The 16,479-nt window shown below is 52.8% G+C and carries 16 protein-coding genes; 12 read left to right on the forward strand and 4 right to left on the reverse strand.

Going from position 1 to position 16,479, the window contains the following annotated elements; genetic code table 11:
- Positions 1 to 4 precede the first annotated feature (4 nt).
- Together IPN95_05255 and IPN95_05260 are read right to left on the reverse strand one after the other, a co-directional pair.
- Positions 5 to 382: a hypothetical protein gene (locus IPN95_05255; protein ID MBK9448816.1), complete on the reverse strand. Its 378-nt coding sequence runs from the start codon at positions 380 to 382 to the stop codon at positions 5 to 7.
- 98 nt (positions 383 to 480) lie between these two features.
- Positions 481 to 762, reverse strand: coding sequence for a YtxH domain-containing protein (locus IPN95_05260; GenBank protein MBK9448817.1), 282 nt, complete (start codon positions 760 to 762; stop codon positions 481 to 483).
- 226 nt (positions 763 to 988) lie between these two features.
- Between IPN95_05260 and IPN95_05265 the strand changes: the two genes are divergently transcribed.
- A complete protein-coding gene (locus IPN95_05265; protein ID MBK9448818.1) occupies positions 989 to 2,140 on the forward strand; it encodes a serine hydrolase in 1,152 nt (383 codons plus the stop codon).
- 9 nt (positions 2,141 to 2,149) lie between these two features.
- Here the strand turns inward: IPN95_05265 and IPN95_05270 are convergent, their stop codons facing one another.
- Both IPN95_05270 and IPN95_05275 read right to left on the reverse strand, forming a co-directional pair.
- The gene (locus IPN95_05270; protein ID MBK9448819.1) at positions 2,150 to 2,809 is read right to left on the reverse strand and encodes a hypothetical protein; all 660 of its coding nucleotides are present in this window, start codon (positions 2,807 to 2,809) and stop codon (positions 2,150 to 2,152) included.
- Between the two features lie 18 nt (positions 2,810 to 2,827).
- On the reverse strand, positions 2,828 to 3,403 hold the full coding sequence (locus IPN95_05275; protein MBK9448820.1) for a Uma2 family endonuclease: 576 nt from the start codon (positions 3,401 to 3,403) through the stop codon (positions 2,828 to 2,830).
- Positions 3,404 to 3,857: 454 nt separating this feature from the next.
- Here IPN95_05275 and mraZ point away from each other — a divergent pair, with 454 nt between their 5' ends.
- The 11 genes from mraZ to IPN95_05330 all read left to right on the forward strand — a co-directional run bounded on the left by mraZ (position 3,858) and on the right by IPN95_05330 (position 16,469).
- Positions 3,858 to 4,325: a division/cell wall cluster transcriptional repressor MraZ gene (mraZ, locus tag IPN95_05280; protein MBK9448821.1), complete on the forward strand. Its 468-nt coding sequence runs from the start codon at positions 3,858 to 3,860 to the stop codon at positions 4,323 to 4,325.
- Positions 4,315 to 5,226 carry a 16S rRNA (cytosine(1402)-N(4))-methyltransferase RsmH gene (gene rsmH / locus IPN95_05285; GenBank protein MBK9448822.1) on the forward strand — a complete coding sequence of 304 codons (912 nt, stop codon included), beginning with the start codon at positions 4,315 to 4,317 and terminating at the stop codon, positions 5,224 to 5,226. The genes mraZ and rsmH overlap by 11 nt, the downstream gene beginning before the upstream one ends.
- Before the next feature lie 57 nt (positions 5,227 to 5,283).
- Positions 5,284 to 5,637, forward strand: a complete 354-nt coding sequence (locus tag IPN95_05290) for a hypothetical protein (GenBank protein MBK9448823.1) — start codon at positions 5,284 to 5,286, stop codon at positions 5,635 to 5,637.
- Complete coding sequence (locus IPN95_05295; GenBank protein MBK9448824.1) at positions 5,634 to 7,733, forward strand: transpeptidase family protein; 2,100 nt, start codon at positions 5,634 to 5,636, stop codon at positions 7,731 to 7,733. Before IPN95_05290 ends, IPN95_05295 begins: the two co-directional genes overlap by 4 nt.
- A 3-nt stretch (positions 7,734 to 7,736) precedes the next feature.
- Positions 7,737 to 9,200 carry a UDP-N-acetylmuramoyl-L-alanyl-D-glutamate--2,6-diaminopimelate ligase gene (locus IPN95_05300; GenBank protein MBK9448825.1) on the forward strand — a complete coding sequence of 488 codons (1,464 nt, stop codon included), beginning with the start codon at positions 7,737 to 7,739 and terminating at the stop codon, positions 9,198 to 9,200.
- Positions 9,200 to 10,627 carry a phospho-N-acetylmuramoyl-pentapeptide-transferase gene (locus IPN95_05305; protein ID MBK9448826.1) on the forward strand — a complete coding sequence of 476 codons (1,428 nt, stop codon included), beginning with the start codon at positions 9,200 to 9,202 and terminating at the stop codon, positions 10,625 to 10,627. Before IPN95_05300 ends, IPN95_05305 begins: the two co-directional genes overlap by 1 nt.
- 7 nt (positions 10,628 to 10,634) lie before the next feature.
- A complete protein-coding gene (gene murD / locus IPN95_05310; GenBank protein MBK9448827.1) occupies positions 10,635 to 11,966 on the forward strand; it encodes a UDP-N-acetylmuramoyl-L-alanine--D-glutamate ligase in 1,332 nt (443 codons plus the stop codon).
- 113 nt (positions 11,967 to 12,079) lie between these two features.
- On the forward strand, positions 12,080 to 13,237 hold the full coding sequence (locus IPN95_05315; protein MBK9448828.1) for an FtsW/RodA/SpoVE family cell cycle protein: 1,158 nt from the start codon (positions 12,080 to 12,082) through the stop codon (positions 13,235 to 13,237).
- On the forward strand, positions 13,234 to 14,349 hold the full coding sequence (murG, locus tag IPN95_05320) for an undecaprenyldiphospho-muramoylpentapeptide beta-N-acetylglucosaminyltransferase (GenBank protein MBK9448829.1): 1,116 nt from the start codon (positions 13,234 to 13,236) through the stop codon (positions 14,347 to 14,349). Before IPN95_05315 ends, murG begins: the two co-directional genes overlap by 4 nt.
- Before the next feature lies 1 nt (position 14,350).
- The gene (locus IPN95_05325) at positions 14,351 to 15,706 is read left to right on the forward strand and encodes a UDP-N-acetylmuramate--L-alanine ligase (protein ID MBK9448830.1); all 1,356 of its coding nucleotides are present in this window, start codon (positions 14,351 to 14,353) and stop codon (positions 15,704 to 15,706) included.
- A gap of 1 nt (position 15,707) precedes the next feature.
- Positions 15,708 to 16,469: a hypothetical protein gene (locus IPN95_05330; GenBank protein MBK9448831.1), complete on the forward strand. Its 762-nt coding sequence runs from the start codon at positions 15,708 to 15,710 to the stop codon at positions 16,467 to 16,469.
- The last annotated feature ends 10 nt before the right edge of the window (positions 16,470 to 16,479 follow it).

Below are 16,479 nucleotides of genomic sequence, written 5' to 3' on the forward strand. Positions count from 1 at the left end.
AAGACTATTGAAGGACCTTGAAAATGATGAAGTTGGAGATCATGCGTTTCAGGCGTCTATGCAAAAACACCGCGACAAACATCCCGATAAGCGCATAGGCACCGGCGACGACAAAGGAGCCATAATAGGGCTTGCCCAGCACTTCGCCGAGCCAATCTGCCAAACCCAAACTGGCAAACAGCAAAAAGGCCATCACCAGCACTCCCACCAACATCCGCGGCAGCAACGTCGAAATGGCATCCGAAGTCTTGGAAAGCACCTTTAGCCGGATGAGCTGATAGCTTGTCTTGCCATAATCCGTGGCACGCTCGATCAGAAGCTCAACCAAGGCGGTTTTTTCTTCGATATGATCGGCCAAAATGGAGTTTTGCGGAGATTCCATGCCCTTGTTTTTGGGGTTGTTGATTGGAAATGCCGAGTTACAGGGTTTCGGGACGGTCAAAAAAGATTGGCCGCCCCGGTATCCTGAATCGTTAAGGCTTAGGCCCTGACTGATTTAGCTTCGCGTTCAGCATGCTCCAATTTGGCTTTGCCATTGGAAATCATTTCCGAGCCTTCTTCTTTGGCTTTCTCAAAGCGATCGGTGATGCCTTCGAGGAAATCCGAGAATTTTTCCTTGATGGAATCTACATAGTCCTCACCCTTTTTGGTGATTTTTTTGCGGGTGTCTGTTCCTTTGTTTGGGGCAAACAATACGCCTAACATGGTGCCGACAGCGAGGCCAGCCAATACGCCCAAAATTACTTTTACAGTAGAATTCATGATCTTTTTCGTAAGTGTGGAACCATTTCCACATTGCAAAGGTGGGACAGCAACAACTGCGATCACTTACATGCAGTCCGGGAATTGTTGCATCCATCACGGATGTGCCCATATTTCGCTAACAAACTTGCCGACAACATCAAAACGAGGCAATCGGATTCCTTCGAATGGAAATTTTGGGAGAATCGGCCTTCCTTTTGCACCGGGATTCCTTGTAAATTACAGCATGAAAAGTTCCTCAACCCTGAAGTATGGCCTTTGGTCGGCACTTCTGTTTTTTGTTTGCCTCTCCGCTACAAGCTGCAACAAAGACAAAAGCATCGACCCGGAGGATGCTGCAGACTTTGAAGCCTATTTGGCTGATGAAATGGATGCGCAGCATATTTCGGCTGCCTCCGTGGTGCTTTTCCGGGGCAATTCAGTTCTCTATGAAAAATATGAAGGCCTGGCGGACCGGGAAAACGGAACTGCATTGAATGCCGATCAGGTCTTTTTGTTGGCTTCCGTTTCCAAGACCATTACAGCTGTCGCCTTGATGCAATTGTTTGACCAAGGCCGCTTTACCTTGGAAACACCGATCAACGATCACCTTGACTTCGACGTCATTCACCCGGACTTCAGCACGCCGATCACCTTCCGGCATTTGCTCACGCATACCTCGGGCATCATCGACGGCCCCTCTACGGACGATCAATACTATTATGGCCAAGACAGCCCCGTTCCGCTTGCGACTTACATGCGCGACTACCTCACACCTTCCGGCCAATTCTATGATGCGCAACAAAATTTTGACAGCTTTGAGCCTGGCGAAGGCTACGAATACAGCAACATCGGATCAGCTTTGATGGGCGTGTTGGTAGAGCAGATCAGCGGAATCGGCTTCAATGATTATTGCAAGCAAAATATTTTCCAACCTCTGGGCCTGACGCGCACTTTTTGGCGCCTCAGCGAAATCGACACGACCACCATCGTGCGCCCTTACACCTACGACCGCCGCGAATTCCAGCCTTTGCAGCACTATACATTCACCGATTACCCCAACGGCGGCTTGCGCTCCAATGGGCTGGACATGATGAAGTTTTGTGCAGCCATCGCCAATGGCGGCGAATTCAACGGCACCCGCATACTTCAAGCATCCACCGTTGCTGAAATGCTGAAATTGCAGATTTCAGACCTCGATGAGACCCAAGGTTTGAGCTTTTACATCCAACATGCATCGGAGAATCTTTGGGGCCACGAAGGCGGAGAAAGTGGCGTGAGCACGGTCGTCGCCTTCAATCCCGACAACCAAACCGGTGCCATTGTCCTCACCAATGCCGACGACGCCGACCTTCTTGGGGTTGTGGTGTCGGCTTACCGCTTGGCAATGAAGTTGTAAGAGTGGGTCTTACCACATGCGGTCAAGAATCAACGCGTCAACGTCCTTCGGGTCAATTACGGCTTCGACACGCACATCCAATGGGCCATCGACCACCGTTTTCGTTTCCGCATCGAAATATTTTGCCCAAACGCGTATTTGACTTAATCTTCGTTGGGTGGAGCCAATGGATTGGATATGATTTAAGCGGCTTGTTGAATCAGAACCATCGGGAAAGGAAAAAATTTCATCCCTGGCAAATCCGCATTTGCACTTGAAATAAAGTGTTCCTTGAATGAGGTAGATCGGAAAACCATCATTTCGGATAGAAACATTTCGAATTTCTGCCTCCGGCTGCCAATTTTCGCATGGGACATGGCCTGCCACTTCCCATTCCAGCCAACCAATTTCCTTGTCGAGCGTGTCTACCTGCAGGCGCATGAAAACATCAGAAAGGGGAATGGAATCCGTGCAACCCACATCGCTCTTGAAAAGCACGTAGCTCTGCCCGTATGCCAAACCGGCAAGCAAGACGAAGAGGGGCAAAACAACAACGGACTTTGGATTCCAGCGCATGGGCTGAATTTCGTCAGAAATCGTGGATGGAGCAAGCTGTAGGTAGGGTGGTAAAAAGTGGCAGGCGCTTTTGTAGTCAGAAGGCGATGCTGTGAAGCCTCCCAATTGTTGCATCGAATTACATCGAGCCGATCATCCAAACACAACATCCAGATAAATCTCAGTCAGCGGAATTTGAATGCCCAAGGAATGCAAAACCACGAAATCGGTCATGTCCTGATAGGTCGCAAACCGCCATCCACCGTCTTCAGTGAGCGTCATCACATCCACCTGCGGAATCAACTGTTCAATGATCACGTATTCTTTCAGGCTTGGAATGGTCATGTATTTCCGCAACTTTCCACCTCGGTCGTAACGCCAATTGCTTGCGGATAGCACTTCCACGATCAAGGTGGGATTGGTGAAAATGTCGTTTCGGTCTTGGGTCGCCTGCAGGTCACCACAAATCACTGAAGCATCAGGAAAGACAATCGCGCCATCAGCTTCGATCTCATAGGTAAGGTCACTGTTGTAAGCCCGGCAGCCCGAACCTTTCAAATGACCGCGCAGTTCGCTGGTAATATTCGTTGCAATCAAGCTATGGGCAGCCGTTCCGCCTGCCATGTCATAGATTTCGCCGTCCAGAAATTCCGCCTTCCCCTCTATGGAGTCCAAGTAAGCCAGAAACTCAGCTCTGGTTGTCAACAATTTTTTTGCTGCATCTCCCATAAGCCAAAGTTAATCATGAATCCCAAATCGAGCAACCCAATGCCTTGACAGCATTGCCAATTGGTCATCTCGTGCCACAATCGCCTGCCCGTCTCCAATTCCCATCTCCAAATCCAAATTAACGTCATCGGCCCTCACACCGCACTTCGGGTAGCACCAGCGACGCAAATGCCCCACTTTCCTCCACTCACTGACCCATTTTCAGGCCAATGCCCAAAATATCCTCAAAAACATTACCACATTCTTCAAAACTGATGCATCTTTGCCCCGCATCCCACCCCTTTTGGGGACGGCTGCCACTGCGGTGAATGCCTCAAAAACGCTTTAAATCAATGGTTTTGAGGCCTGTTACCTAAAAGTTTTCCACAAACGGTGGGAAATAGTGGCAGACAGTGGGAGAGTTTCTTGAAAGTGATTTAACTTTGGGCCTATCATTGCTGAAGGTCGTGGCCTTATGAGACCCATTTACGGGGAATATGAATGTCGATTGGACTCCAAGGGAAGGTTTGCCTTTCCCTCGGGGCTTAAGAGACAATTGCCTGACGATCAGCAAAAAGAGTTCGTTCTCAACCGTGGTTTGGACGACTGCCTCGTGCTTTATCCAGTGAAAGTCTGGGAAGCTGAGTTGCGGAAAATCCACTCCAAAAATCAGTACGTCGCCAAGAACAGGGCTTTTGCCCGGATGTTCCAAAGTGGCGCCCTCCCCGTGGAGCTCGATGCGAGCAACCGGGTACTGATCCCAAAGCGGTTGGCGGCACATGCGAAGATCAACCAGGACTTGATTGTCGTGGCTTCGTTTGACCGCATTGAAATCTGGGACAAGGCCACTTATGAAGAATGGCTCGGCAGCGGGCAATTTGACATGGAAACCTTGTCGGAAGAGGTGATGGGCAATCTCCCCGACACGCAAGATGAAGGCTGAGTACCACCGGCCGGCCCTCTTGCAGGAAACGGTTGATTTGCTCAGCGTAAGACCCGACGGCACATACGTCGATGTCACCTTTGGAGGTGGAGGCCATAGCGCCGAAATCCTCAGAAGGCTGGGCCCAAACGGCAAGTTGTTTGCCTTTGACAAGGACCCTGACGCGCAACAAAACCTCCTCCAAGACCCCCGGTTCCAATTGATCGATCAGGATTTCAGGTTCATTGAAAAGGCTTTGAATTCCAAGGGCATCACGCAAGTCGATGGCATTCTGGGCGATTTGGGGGTTTCCAGCCACCAATTCGACGAAGGTAGCCGCGGTTTCAGCTTCCGGTTTGATGCACGCCTCGACATGCGCATGGATCCGTCAGCGGCCTTTGACGCGGTCGACCTGCTCAACTCCTACTCCGAAGCCGATTTGCGGCAGATTTTGAAGGAGTGGGGCGATGTGCAGCAAGCGGGTAAGATCGCCGCCGCTATCGTCACGGCACGCAAAAACCGCCGCATCGAAACGACAGGCGACATGGAGCGGGTTGTAGGCAGCGTCATCGCCGCCCAAAACCTCACCAAGATCCTGACCCTGGTTTACCAGGCCATCCGGATCGAAGTGAACGGCGAGTTGGATGCTTTGGAAGCGTTGTTGGAGTCCGGTCTGCGGCTCTTGCGTCCCGGTGGACGCATGGCCATCATCAGTTACCACTCCCTTGAAGACAGGCTCACCAAGCAATTCTTCAAGACAGGCAACCTCAAAGGCGAAGACCAGCGCGACTTCTTCGGACGTTCGCTCTGCCCCTGGAAACTGGTCACAAAAAAGGCGGTCGTACCCTCGGCCCAGGAAGAAAGAGAAAACCCAAGGTCACGTAGCGCAAAGCTGCGGGCCGCGGAGAAAATAGAATTGTAGTCAAAAATCGCCGTCCCCTTGCGGGACCTTGCTGCTCAAATGGAAAATGAAAATCGTGTGAAAGAAACACAAGCGACAGTGGAAGCTGAAGCGCCTGTGGAGAAGGCACGCCCATTTTCTTGGTTGAAAAGGGGTGCACTCCGGTCCAAAGATGCCGGACGATACATCCGCTACATCCTGTTTGTGGTCTTTGTGGGCATGGTTTACATCTGGAACTCCCACATCGCCGAGAAGCAGGTCAAGGAGGAAGCCAGGCTCCGCAAGGAGATTGCCGATGCCAAGGCCGAATACAAAACCATGCATGCACGCCTGAGCTCAGGCACACGCAGGCAGGTCATTTTTTCAAAAGTCGATTCGCTGGGCCTACGCTCCACCAATACCAACGTTTTTAAGCTCACAAAATCAAAATGAACAAGGTTTCGGACAATATCCTCAAACGCGTTTACCTCCTCTTCGGGGCGGTGGCGTTGTTTGCTGTCCTGACCTTGGGCAGGGTGGCGCAAATTCAATTTTTCCAGGCCGACAAGTGGATCAATGCCGTGGAAAAGGAGCGAGTGTACGAAAAGCACATCCCTGCAGCACGTGGAAACATCCTTGCCGACGGTGGCGAAGTGCTTGCCACAAGCCAGCCTTTTTACATGTTGCCCATCGACCCTTCGCGCGTCGACACCACGCAATTGACCTTTCCAGCCCAGTTTGACTCCCTTTGCAAATTGCTCGGCCAACATTTCGGGGACGAATTGCACGACGAAAACTACTACCACGACTTCCTCATGGGCCATATCCGGTTCCGGGATGAGCGTGGCAGGCCTGACCGCCACGTTTATGTCTTGCGCCAAAAAGTGGACTTCGAAGATTACCGCATGGTGCGTGAATGGCCGATCCTGCGCAATAGCAAGTTTGAAGGTGGGTTGATGGTCGAGAAGCTCAACAATACCCGCTTTTATCCTTATGACAGCCTTGCCCGCATCACGCTCGGCGTGATTGCGCATGACTCATTGCCGCTCAAGGGATTGGAATTCGCATTCCACAAATATTTGAAAGGCGAGGAAGGCATTTCGCTCGTGCAACGCATCGCAGGTGGCCATGAATTGCCGTTGCAAGTCTATCAAGAAGACGAAGACGGCGACGACATCGAGACCACCATCAATGTCGGTATCCAAGACATTGTCGAAACCGAATTGCGCAAAGGCGTCCTGCGCACCAACGCAAAATATGGCGTTGCAGTCCTCATGGAAGTCGGCACCGGCGAAATCAAGGCCGTTGCCAATTATCCTGAGACACAAAACCACGCATTGGCAACCCGGAGCGAACCCGGTTCGACCTTCAAATTGGCATCCTTTATGGCCTTGTTGGAAGACAACCGCATTAACCTGGACGACAGCATCGACGCGCAGCGTGGCATCTGGAAATTCTATGATGCAACGATGAAGGACCACTTGGAATACCATAAGATTTCGTTTCGCGATGCATTCGAAGAGTCTGTGAATACCGTCACTGCACGCATGGTGGATTCCATTTACGGCCGCAATTCGGCAGCATGGTTTGCGCATTTGGAAAAATTTGGTTTGACCAAACCGGTCATGCGGCAGGAACACATTGTTGGTGAGCCCGCACCCACCTATGTAAGGCCTGACGACAACGACTGGACAAAAATCACGATGCCATGGATGGCGATCGGATACAACTCGCAATTGACGCCGTTGCAAATCCTGACATTTTACAATGCCGTTGCCAACGATGGCCGCATGATGGAGCCGATCTTGGTAAAACGCATCCGTCATGGTGCAAAGATTCTGGTCGAATACGAATCGAAACTTTTGAATGCTTCCATTGCAAGCAAGCGCACCATTGCCGAGGCTCGGAAACTCCTCGAAGGCGTTGTTTTGCGCGGTACTGCCAAACATGTGCAAATCGGCGACTGCAAAATCGCGGGCAAAACGGGTACAGCTAAAAAGATCAACAAGATCACCAAAGCCTACGAATCCCGTTATCAGGCATCGTTTTGCGGGTATTTCCCTGCCGACAAACCACGTTACTCATTGTACATCATGGTCGATGAGCCAAGTGGCGACGAATATTATGGCGCTTCCGTTGCCGGGCCGATTTTCGCGGAGATTGCGCAGCAGGTGTATACGAGTGACATGGACCTCGTGCCCGAGTTTTCCGCGCCTGCCTTTGCAAGCAGCACCCCGATGACGCGCATCATGCATCAAGGCAATGCACAGGCTGTCTACAAGCAGCTTGAACGCAAAGGCCCAACTGAAGCCGAAGGCACTTGGATCAAAAGCACCGAAGTTGAGGGCAAACTTCAATTTTCCAAACTCGAAATCAAGCAAGGCCGCGTGCCGAATGTCTATGGCATGAGCGCCAAAGACGCCATTGTCTTGCTGGAAGGCCTGGGCATGAAGGTTCTCCTCAATGGCCACGGCAAAGTCAGGTCACAATCCGTCGGCGTCGGCGAACCCATCAGCGGCAATACATCCATTATTCTAGGACTCAATTAAATGATCACGCTTCAAGACATATTGTACAAATGCCCGCTCGTAGAAGTGAGAGGCGATCTCCAAACGGGGATCGTGGACTTTCACTTTGATTCGCGCGCAGTTGTGCAAGGGGGCCTTTTTGTGGCTACCCGCGGCGTGAATGTCGATGGACACAATTTCATCGCTGCGAGCGTGGTCAAAGGTGTTGCTGCCGTCGTCTGTGAGGAATTTCCTGCGGAGATGGCTGCGAATGTCATCTGGGTCAAGGTGGCCGATGCTTCCCTTTCTCTGGCGCATATCGCCGCCAATTTCTACGGAAATCCAGCCGATCAGCTCAAAATTGTCGGCATCACCGGCACCAACGGCAAGACGACCACGGCAACATTGCTCTACAAGCTGTTTACAGCGATGGGCGAACGTAGCGGTTTGCTTTCGACGGTGGTCGTGATGATCGGCGAAGACGAAATGCCTGCAACACATACCACGCCGGATGCCAAGCAATTGCATCAGACCTTCCGCAAGATGGTCGATGCGGGCTGCCAATTCTGCTTCATGGAAGTGAGCAGTCACGCCTTGGTTCAGAAGCGCGTCGCCGGAATCAAATTTGCCGGGGCGGTGTTCACCAACATCACCCACGATCACCTCGACTACCATGTCACTTTCAGAAATTATCTGGAAGCCAAGAAATTGCTCTTTGACGACTTGGGTGCAAACGCCTTCGGTCTTGTCAATTCCGACGACAAAAACGGTCTGGTGATGTTGCAAAACTGCAAGGGTCGCCGCCTCAGCTACAGCCTCCAACGCATGGCCGAATACAAAGGCCGCATCGTGGAAAACACCTTCGAAGGGCTTTGCATGGAATTGAACGGCCGCGAGGCTTGGTTCAGGCTCATCGGCAGCTTCAACGCCTACAACTTGCTCGCCGTCTATGGCGTGGCCAAGGAAATGGGACTCGACGAAGAAGGCTTTCTCCAGGAATTGAGCGACATCGACGGGGTGAATGGCCGTTTTCAGACGATCACTTCACCACAGCGCGCACGCACTGCGATCGTGGATTATGCGCATACGCCCGATGCCTTGAAAAATGTATTGGAGACGATTCGCGACATCCGCCATGGCGGGGGCAAGATCATCACAGTGGTCGGCTGCGGCGGCAACCGCGACGCCGCCAAACGTCCGGTGATGGCAGAGATTGCCACGCGCCTGAGCGACCAAGTCGTGCTCACCAGCGACAATCCCCGCGACGAGGATCCGGCAGAAATCCTCGCCCAAATGGTCGCCGGTGTGCCCATCAATGGCCGCCGCAAGGTCATGACCGTCGAAAACAGGAAGGAAGCCATCGGCGTCGCTTGCCGCTTGGCCCAACCGCAAGATATCATCCTCGTGGCCGGCAAAGGCCACGAAACCTATCAGGAAATCAAAGGTGTCAAACACCCCTTTGACGACCGGCAGGTATTGGCAGAAACCTTTATTACCCTCGAAAGCTGATGTTGTACGCATTTTTGGAATGGTTGAACGCAAAGGTAAGTGGTGGCATCCCGGGCTTCGGGGTGTTCAAGTACTTGTCTTTCCGCTCAGCCCTTGCCATCATCACCTCGCTGGTGGTTGCGATCGTCTTCGGGAAGCGCATCATTACCTATTTGAAAGCGCGTCTGATTGGCGAGACCATCCGCAAAGACGGACCTGAGAGCCACAAGCTCAAGGCCGGAACCCCCACCATGGGCGGCATCATCATCTTTGCAGCGGTCATGATCCCGACCCTGCTCTGGGCCAACCTGACCAATGCCTATGTTTTGTTGATCCTCCTGGCAACAGCCTGGATGTTTGTCATCGGATTCGCAGACGACTACATCAAGGTCTTCAAAAAGAACAAAGCGGGCCTTGCCGGACGCTTCAAAATCATGGGTCAAGTCGGCTTGGGCCTGATTGTCGGCTTGACGATGGTCTTCCACAGCGACTTCAAAGGTCCACAAGGCCGCATCAATGACAATGGCACGCTCGTCGTCAACGACGATCTCGCAGGCAAAGGCTTTCTGAAGGGTGACCGCTTGCTCACCATTGACGGCCAACGCTTTGATACGACCGCTTCGACGGCAGGCCATACCTATATCATCGAGCGCATGGTCACCGAAAACGGCTTTTCGCGCACCGAGCAAAAGGCGATCACGGTCGCGGATTTGGAAGTGATCGATGTTTGGAATGCTTTGCATGGGAAACGTGAAAGTTCGTTTGAGACCAAAACGAATGTCCCGTTCCTCAAAAACTACGTCTTCAACTACTCCAAGATTGCATTCTGGGAAAAGGCCGAAGGCGGCATGGCTGGGAAGCTGCTGTATGTCCTTATATGCATTTTCATCGTGACAGCGGTCTCCAACGGAGTCAATCTGACAGATGGATTGGACGGATTGGCGGCCGGCACGACGGCGATCGCGGCGGTGGCCTTGGCGATCTTCGCCTACGTCTCCGGCAACGTGATCTTCGCCGAATACCTGAACATCAGCTACATCCCCAAGGCCGCGGAACTCACGATTTATTGCGGGGCGCTCATTGGGGCCTGCGTGGGCTTCCTTTGGTACAATACCTATCCGGCCCAGGTCTTCATGGGTGATACCGGCAGCTTGATGCTCGGTGGCGCCGTGGGTGTCTTGGCCATGATGGTCAAAAAGGAATTGCTGATTCCGATCTTCTGCGGGGTCTTTTTGGTCGAATCGCTTTCGGTCATCGTGCAGGTCGGCTACTTCAAATACACCAAACGGCGCTCGGCAACAGGCGAAGGCAAACGTTTGCTGCTCATGGCGCCGATCCACCACCACTTCGAGAAAAAAGGCCTCCATGAGACCAAGATCGTCGTGCGCTTCTGGATCGTGAGCATCATGCTCCTCATCATGGCATTTGTAACCCTGAAACTACGTTAATCCGAAAATGAAAATCACAATCCTTGGCGGAAAAGAAAGTGGTGTTGGCGCGGCAATCCTCGCTCAACAGCTCGGCTTTGCCGTCTGGGTAAGTGAGTTTGGCGCGATTCCGGACAAATACAAGGCCGAGATGAACGCCCACGGAATTGCATTCGAAGAGGGCGGCCATACCGAGGAAAAAGTGTTGGACGCGGATCTTGTGGTCAAAAGCCCGGGTATCCCCGAGAAGGCGCCCATCATCAAGGCCATTCGCGCAAAAGGCATTGAAATCGCCTCCGAAATCGAATTTGCCTCCCGTCATACCGACAGCACCATTGTCGCCATCACAGGCAGCAATGGCAAGACGACCACTACCCTGCTCATCCACCACATGCTGGTGAAGGCAGGGCTCGATGCAGGATGCGCAGGAAATGTCGGCGACAGTTTCGCCCGCATGGTGGCCCTCGATCCAAAACCCTACTACGTGCTGGAAGTGAGCAGTTTTCAACTCGACGATATCCGGACTTTCAAGCCCCATATCGCAGTGCTCACCAACATCACGCCCGATCATTTGGATCGCTACAACTACGAATTGCGCAACTACGCCGACGCCAAATTTCGCGTCGCCGAAAATCAGACTGCAGCAGATCATTTTATCTGGTGCATGGATGACCCGATCTCCGCGGAGATCCTTCCTCAAAAGAATATCAAAGCCCAGGTCCACGGTTTCAGCTACGACAAGCTGCCGGGAACTGTGGCATGGGTGGAAAACAATACAATAAGGCTTGAGATGCAGCTTGATCACTCTACTTTCTCGATTGATGCCATGACCATTCAAGGTCGGCACAATGTTTACAACACAATGGCAGCCGCAGTGGTAGGATCCGTCCTCGAATTGCGCAAGGACAAGATCCGGGATGCGTTCTCAGACTTTAGAAATGCAGAGCACCGCCTCGAAAAGGTCGCGGTCGTGCGCGGCGTCGAATTCATCAACGATTCCAAGGCCACCAATGTCAATTCGACATGGTACGCCCTTGAAAGCGTGGATCGCCCCGTGATTTGGATTGCCGGCGGTGTCGACAAAGGCAATGACTATGCTTCTTTGATCCCGCTCGTCGAAAAGAAGGTGAAATGCATCATCGCCCTCGGAAACGACGTGCTCAAGATTCACAAAGCCTTCAGCCAGAAGGTCGACATGATCGTGAACACCAACAGCATGGAAGAGTGTGTCAAAATGGCCTACCACATGAGCAACAAAGGCGACTGCGTTTTGCTTTCTCCGGCTTGCGCATCGTTTGACCTCTTTGAAGACTACCAAGATCGTGGACGCCAATTCAAAAATGCAGTCAAAGAATTGTGAATTGAGAATTGAGAATTGAGAATGAAAGTGATAATTCAAATTGGATTGATAAAGATGGAGACAATCAATGTCCTCAATTCTCAATTCTCAATTCTCAATAATACACAGCAAATATGATCGATTACATCCTACATAGACTCAAAGGCGACAAGTGGATTTGGCTGGTGGTGTTTCTCATCAGCATGGTCAGCTTGTTGGCTGTCTATACGGGTGCCGGGTCGCCGACCTTGGCCGACAAGAGCAGTACGACGTTTGTTTTGCTCAAGCATAGCCTTATGCTCGGCGTTGGCTTCACGATCATGTTTTTCGTGAGCAAATTCGATTACCGCACATTCGCGCGCATCAGTGACTACCTTCTCTACCTGTCGATCCCCGTCCTCCTGTATGTATTGATTTGGGGAAGGGACATCAATGGTGCGTCGCGATGGATTTATATTTTCGGCTTCAGCTTTCAGCCGTCTGACCTTGGAAAAGTGGCGCTTTTGATCCATTTGGCCAAGATGCTCACGCAAAAGCAGGAGGTGATCAAAGACTTCAAGGAAGGCTTTTTGCCGACCATCACTTGGGTCGTGATCATCTGCGGCCTGATCGCCCCCGCGAACTTGAGCACGGCCATGCTCCTATTCGCGACGAGCATCATCCTCCTGTTCATCGCAGGGGTACACCTTAAGTATATCGGTTCGCTGTTTTTGATCGGTTTGGTCTGCGGATTCATCCTCTTCAAGACCGCCAAACGCGCCGAAACCTGGGAACACCGTTTCGAGACTTACACCAAGGCTTGGACCGACAGCGATTACGATCCAGGTTATCAAGTGACGCAGTCGTACGGTGCCATCGCCACGGGTGGATTTTTCGGAAAAGGCCCCGGCAAGAGTACGCAGCGCAACTATGTGCCCAATGCGACGAGCGACATGGTATACGCGATCATTCTCGAAGAATTCGGCTTTGTCGGCGGATTTATCGTGATGAGCCTGTACTTGGTGTTGCTTTTCCGGACGGTCGGCATCGTGACGATGAGCAAGACCTTCGGGGCATTGTTGGCGGCGGGATTGTCGTTCCTGCTGGTCGTGCAAGCGATGGCCAACATGGCCGTCGCCGTCGGGGTGATGCCCGTGACCGGGCAACCCTTGCCCATGCTCAGCATGGGTGGCACGTCCATCCTGTTTACCTCGTTTTCGCTGGGTGTCATCTTGAGCGTGAGCGCAACGGCATTGGAAGACAAGAAGTCCGCTGGCAAAACCAAAATGAAAGGAGGGTTCGCAACGGCATGAGCAAGCGCGTAATCATCACAGGTGGCGGCACGGGCGGACATATCTTCCCAGCGATCTCCATTGCCAACGAACTCAAGAAGATCGACAGCACCATCGAAATCCTGTTTGTCGGGGCAGATGGCGGCATGGAAATGCGTGTCGTACCACAATACGGCTACAAAATCCTGAGCGTGAAGATCAGCGGCATCATGCGCAGCTTTTCGCCCAAGAATATTTTGAAAAACCTGATGCTGCCCTTCAAGCTGATCGGCAGCCTCATGACCTCGCGCAGCATCATCCGGGACTTCAAGCCCGACGTGGTGGTGGGTGTAGGTGGATACGCGAGCGGTCCCGTCGGACGCGCAGCGGCAAGCAAAGGTATTCCGGTCGTGTTGTGCGAGCAGAATGCCTATCCCGGCATCACCAACAAGTTGTTGGCGCAAAAGGCGGCCCGCATCCTGCTCGGCAACGAGGCGGCGCAGCAGTACTTTGACAAGTCTAAAAGCAAGGTTACCGGCAACCCGGTGCGTGAAACGCTGCTCAGCGGCGACCGCAACAAAGGCTTGGCAGCTTTCAACCTCGATGGCAGCCGCCCTGTCGTGCTGTCCCTCGGAGGCAGCCTCGGCGCAGGCACCCTCAACGCAGCATGGGAAGCAGGTTGGAAACAACTCGCCGACCAAGGCATCCAACTCGTATGGCAATGCGGCAAGCGCTTCCACGACGAATTGAACGCCCGACTCCCCAAGCATCCGAATTTGCACTTGGCGGCCTTCATCGAAGACATGTCGAGCACCTACGCGGCTGCCGACCTTGTCGTGACCCGCGCCGGTGGCAGCACGATCTCTGAATTGATCCTGCTCAACAAGCCGGCCATCCTGATCCCTTCGCCCAACGTTGCCGAAGACCATCAGACCAAAAACGCCCGTTCGCTCACCGACCGTGGCGCGGCGATCTTGGTCAAGGATGTCGAAGCCAAGGAAACACTTGCAGGTGTCGTTCTGGACATTTTGCAGCACCCTGAAAAATTGAAGGCGCTCCAAGCGGGCATCGAGGCGGTTGAAAAACACGACTCTGCCCACGAAATCGCCACTGAAATACTGAGTCTGATCAAAAACAACGGTCATGGCAGCTAATATGGAACTCGATAAGGTACATCATGTGCACATGCTGGGCATTGGCGGCATCGGCATGAGCGCCCTTGCGCGGTTCCTGCACCGCCGTGGCAAGATCGTCTCGGGTTACGACAAGACGCGCACCCCTTTGACCGAGGCTTTGGAGGCCGAAGGGATCGAGGTGTACTATGAAGCGCGTCCGGAAATGGTGAATGGTGCGGATTTGGTCGTGTACACACCGGCCGTCCCCAAGGGTTTCCCTGAATTTGCCCGCGTCGCGGAATTGCAGAAGCCGATCATGAAACGTGCCGAATTGCTGGGCATGATTTCAAGGGCTTACAAAACGATTGCCGTTGCGGGAACGCATGGCAAAACCAGCACAACCGGACTGATTGCGCACCTGCTGCGCAGTTGTGGCATTGATTGCACCGCCTTCATCGGCGGCATTACCAACAATTACCAGACCAACTTCCTCGATGGCGGTTCGGAATGGGTGGTGGTCGAGGCCGACGAATTTGACCGTTCTTTCTTGCAATTGAGCCCCGATATCGCGGTGATCACAAGCATGGATGCCGATCATTTGGACATCTACGGCGAGGAAGCAGCGGTACAGGAATCCTTCCGGGCATTCGCAGAATGCCTGAAACCGGGAGGAACGCTGTTTTTGCACCATACGTTGAGCGTCGACGAACTCGATCAAAACCGCAAGGTGTACACCTACGGGGTCGAAATCGGGCGGTTCCGTTCGGTCGAATTGAATCACAGGGGTTTGGGAGTCACGTTTGACTACCAATCGCCGGTGGCCAAATTCGAGCGCCTGCGCATGAATTTGCCGGGCACTTATAATGTCGAAAATGCAACCGCAGCCATCTCGGTGGCGGTGGCTTTGGGTGGCAGCGAAGATGCGATTCGGAAGGGATTGGAGAGTTTCACGGGCATCAAGCGGCGGTTTGACATCCGTCATCGCACGGACGATGTGGTGTACATCGACGACTACGCCCACCATCCGACGGAGATTGAAGCCCTGTTGAGTGCGGTACGGGACATGTTGCCAAGGCACAAGGTTGTCGCTGCATTTCAGCCGCATCTTTTCAGCCGCACACGCGACTTCCATGTCGGATTCGCAGCTGCGTTGTCCAAAGCCGATGCCGTGGTCTTGTTGGACATCTATCCGGCCCGCGAGGAGCCTATGCCCGGTGTCACGAGTCAAATGATTCTGGACCTGGTCACACAGCCGGAAAAGGAGCTCTCGACCCTCGAAGGGTTGGGTGCAGCCCTGAAAAAACATGAATCGAAGCCTGTGGTGGTCTTGACCATCGGGGCCGGAAATATTGATACACAAGTGGAAGCAACACGGCAAATGGTAGCCCGCTGGTGAAATGAAGAAGTTGAAGTTCCAAATATTGCTCTATACCCTGCTCACGGTCTTCTCCTGGATGATCGTCGGGCTCGGCGCAGCGCGCTCCAAAAGGGAATTGGTGACGACGCTTCAACCGCGCATTCTGAACGAGGAAAACAATCATTTCCTTGGAATGGATGACGTGAAAAAGTTGGTTAGGGAAATCCAGGAACGACCCATCGAGGAATGCCGCCTTGGCGAGGTCAAAACGGATGAAATTGAAAGTTCTTTGAAGGCGAATCCCTACGTAAAAACCGCCGAAGCCTATACAGATATCGCGGGTAGCGTCGTCGTCGAATTGGAATTGCGCAAGCCGCTTGCGCGGATCATGTACGATGACGGCAGCGGGTTTTACCTCGACAAGGACTTTCGCAAAGTCGATCTCTCGCATACCTACAGCGCCAATACCCTGCTGTTGCGCGGGGTGGAGCGCGAAACGTTGGAGCCACGGGACACCGTCAAAAGTGAACAACTCAATGGCCTCCGCGAATTCTTGGACTTCGTGGATCACTCTGAGTTTTTGCGTTCACAAATCTCCGAAGTCGTGCTGCGCAAAAACGGCGACTTGGTGATCTACCCCGAGGTAGGCGACGTCGTGATCGAATTCGGGAAGCCGGATGAAGTCGCTGACAAATTCGGCAACATGGAACTGTTTTACCACAAGGTCTTGAACCGCGTGGGATGGCGAAAATACAAAAGCATCAGCCTGAAATATAAAAATCAGGTGGTGGCGCGGAGGTGAATTGAGAATG

It is taken from the genome of Bacteroidota bacterium, from assembly GCA_016718825.1.
In the GTDB taxonomy this organism is placed as follows: Bacteria; Bacteroidota; Bacteroidia; order J057; family JADKCL01; genus JADKCL01.

Coding starts and splice junctions, on each gene's coding strand:
- IPN95_05255 (MBK9448816.1), bottom strand. CDS start 382: ATGGAATCTCCGCAAAACTCCATTTTGGCCGATCATATCGAAGAAAAA.
- IPN95_05260 (MBK9448817.1), bottom strand. CDS start 762: ATGAATTCTACTGTAAAAGTAATTTTGGGCGTATTGGCTGGCCTCGCT.
- IPN95_05265 (MBK9448818.1), top strand. CDS start 989: ATGAAAAGTTCCTCAACCCTGAAGTATGGCCTTTGGTCGGCACTTCTG.
- IPN95_05270 (MBK9448819.1), bottom strand. CDS start 2,809: ATGCAACAATTGGGAGGCTTCACAGCATCGCCTTCTGACTACAAAAGC.
- IPN95_05275 (MBK9448820.1), bottom strand. CDS start 3,403: ATGGGAGATGCAGCAAAAAAATTGTTGACAACCAGAGCTGAGTTTCTG.
- mraZ (MBK9448821.1), top strand. CDS start 3,858: ATGAGACCCATTTACGGGGAATATGAATGTCGATTGGACTCCAAGGGA.
- rsmH (MBK9448822.1), top strand. CDS start 4,315: ATGAAGGCTGAGTACCACCGGCCGGCCCTCTTGCAGGAAACGGTTGAT.
- IPN95_05295 (MBK9448824.1), top strand. CDS start 5,634: ATGAACAAGGTTTCGGACAATATCCTCAAACGCGTTTACCTCCTCTTC.
- IPN95_05305 (MBK9448826.1), top strand. CDS start 9,200: ATGTTGTACGCATTTTTGGAATGGTTGAACGCAAAGGTAAGTGGTGGC.
- murD (MBK9448827.1), top strand. CDS start 10,635: ATGAAAATCACAATCCTTGGCGGAAAAGAAAGTGGTGTTGGCGCGGCA.
- IPN95_05315 (MBK9448828.1), top strand. CDS start 12,080: ATGATCGATTACATCCTACATAGACTCAAAGGCGACAAGTGGATTTGG.
- murG (MBK9448829.1), top strand. CDS start 13,234: ATGAGCAAGCGCGTAATCATCACAGGTGGCGGCACGGGCGGACATATC.
- IPN95_05325 (MBK9448830.1), top strand. CDS start 14,351: ATGGAACTCGATAAGGTACATCATGTGCACATGCTGGGCATTGGCGGC.
- IPN95_05330 (MBK9448831.1), top strand. CDS start 15,708: ATGAAGAAGTTGAAGTTCCAAATATTGCTCTATACCCTGCTCACGGTC.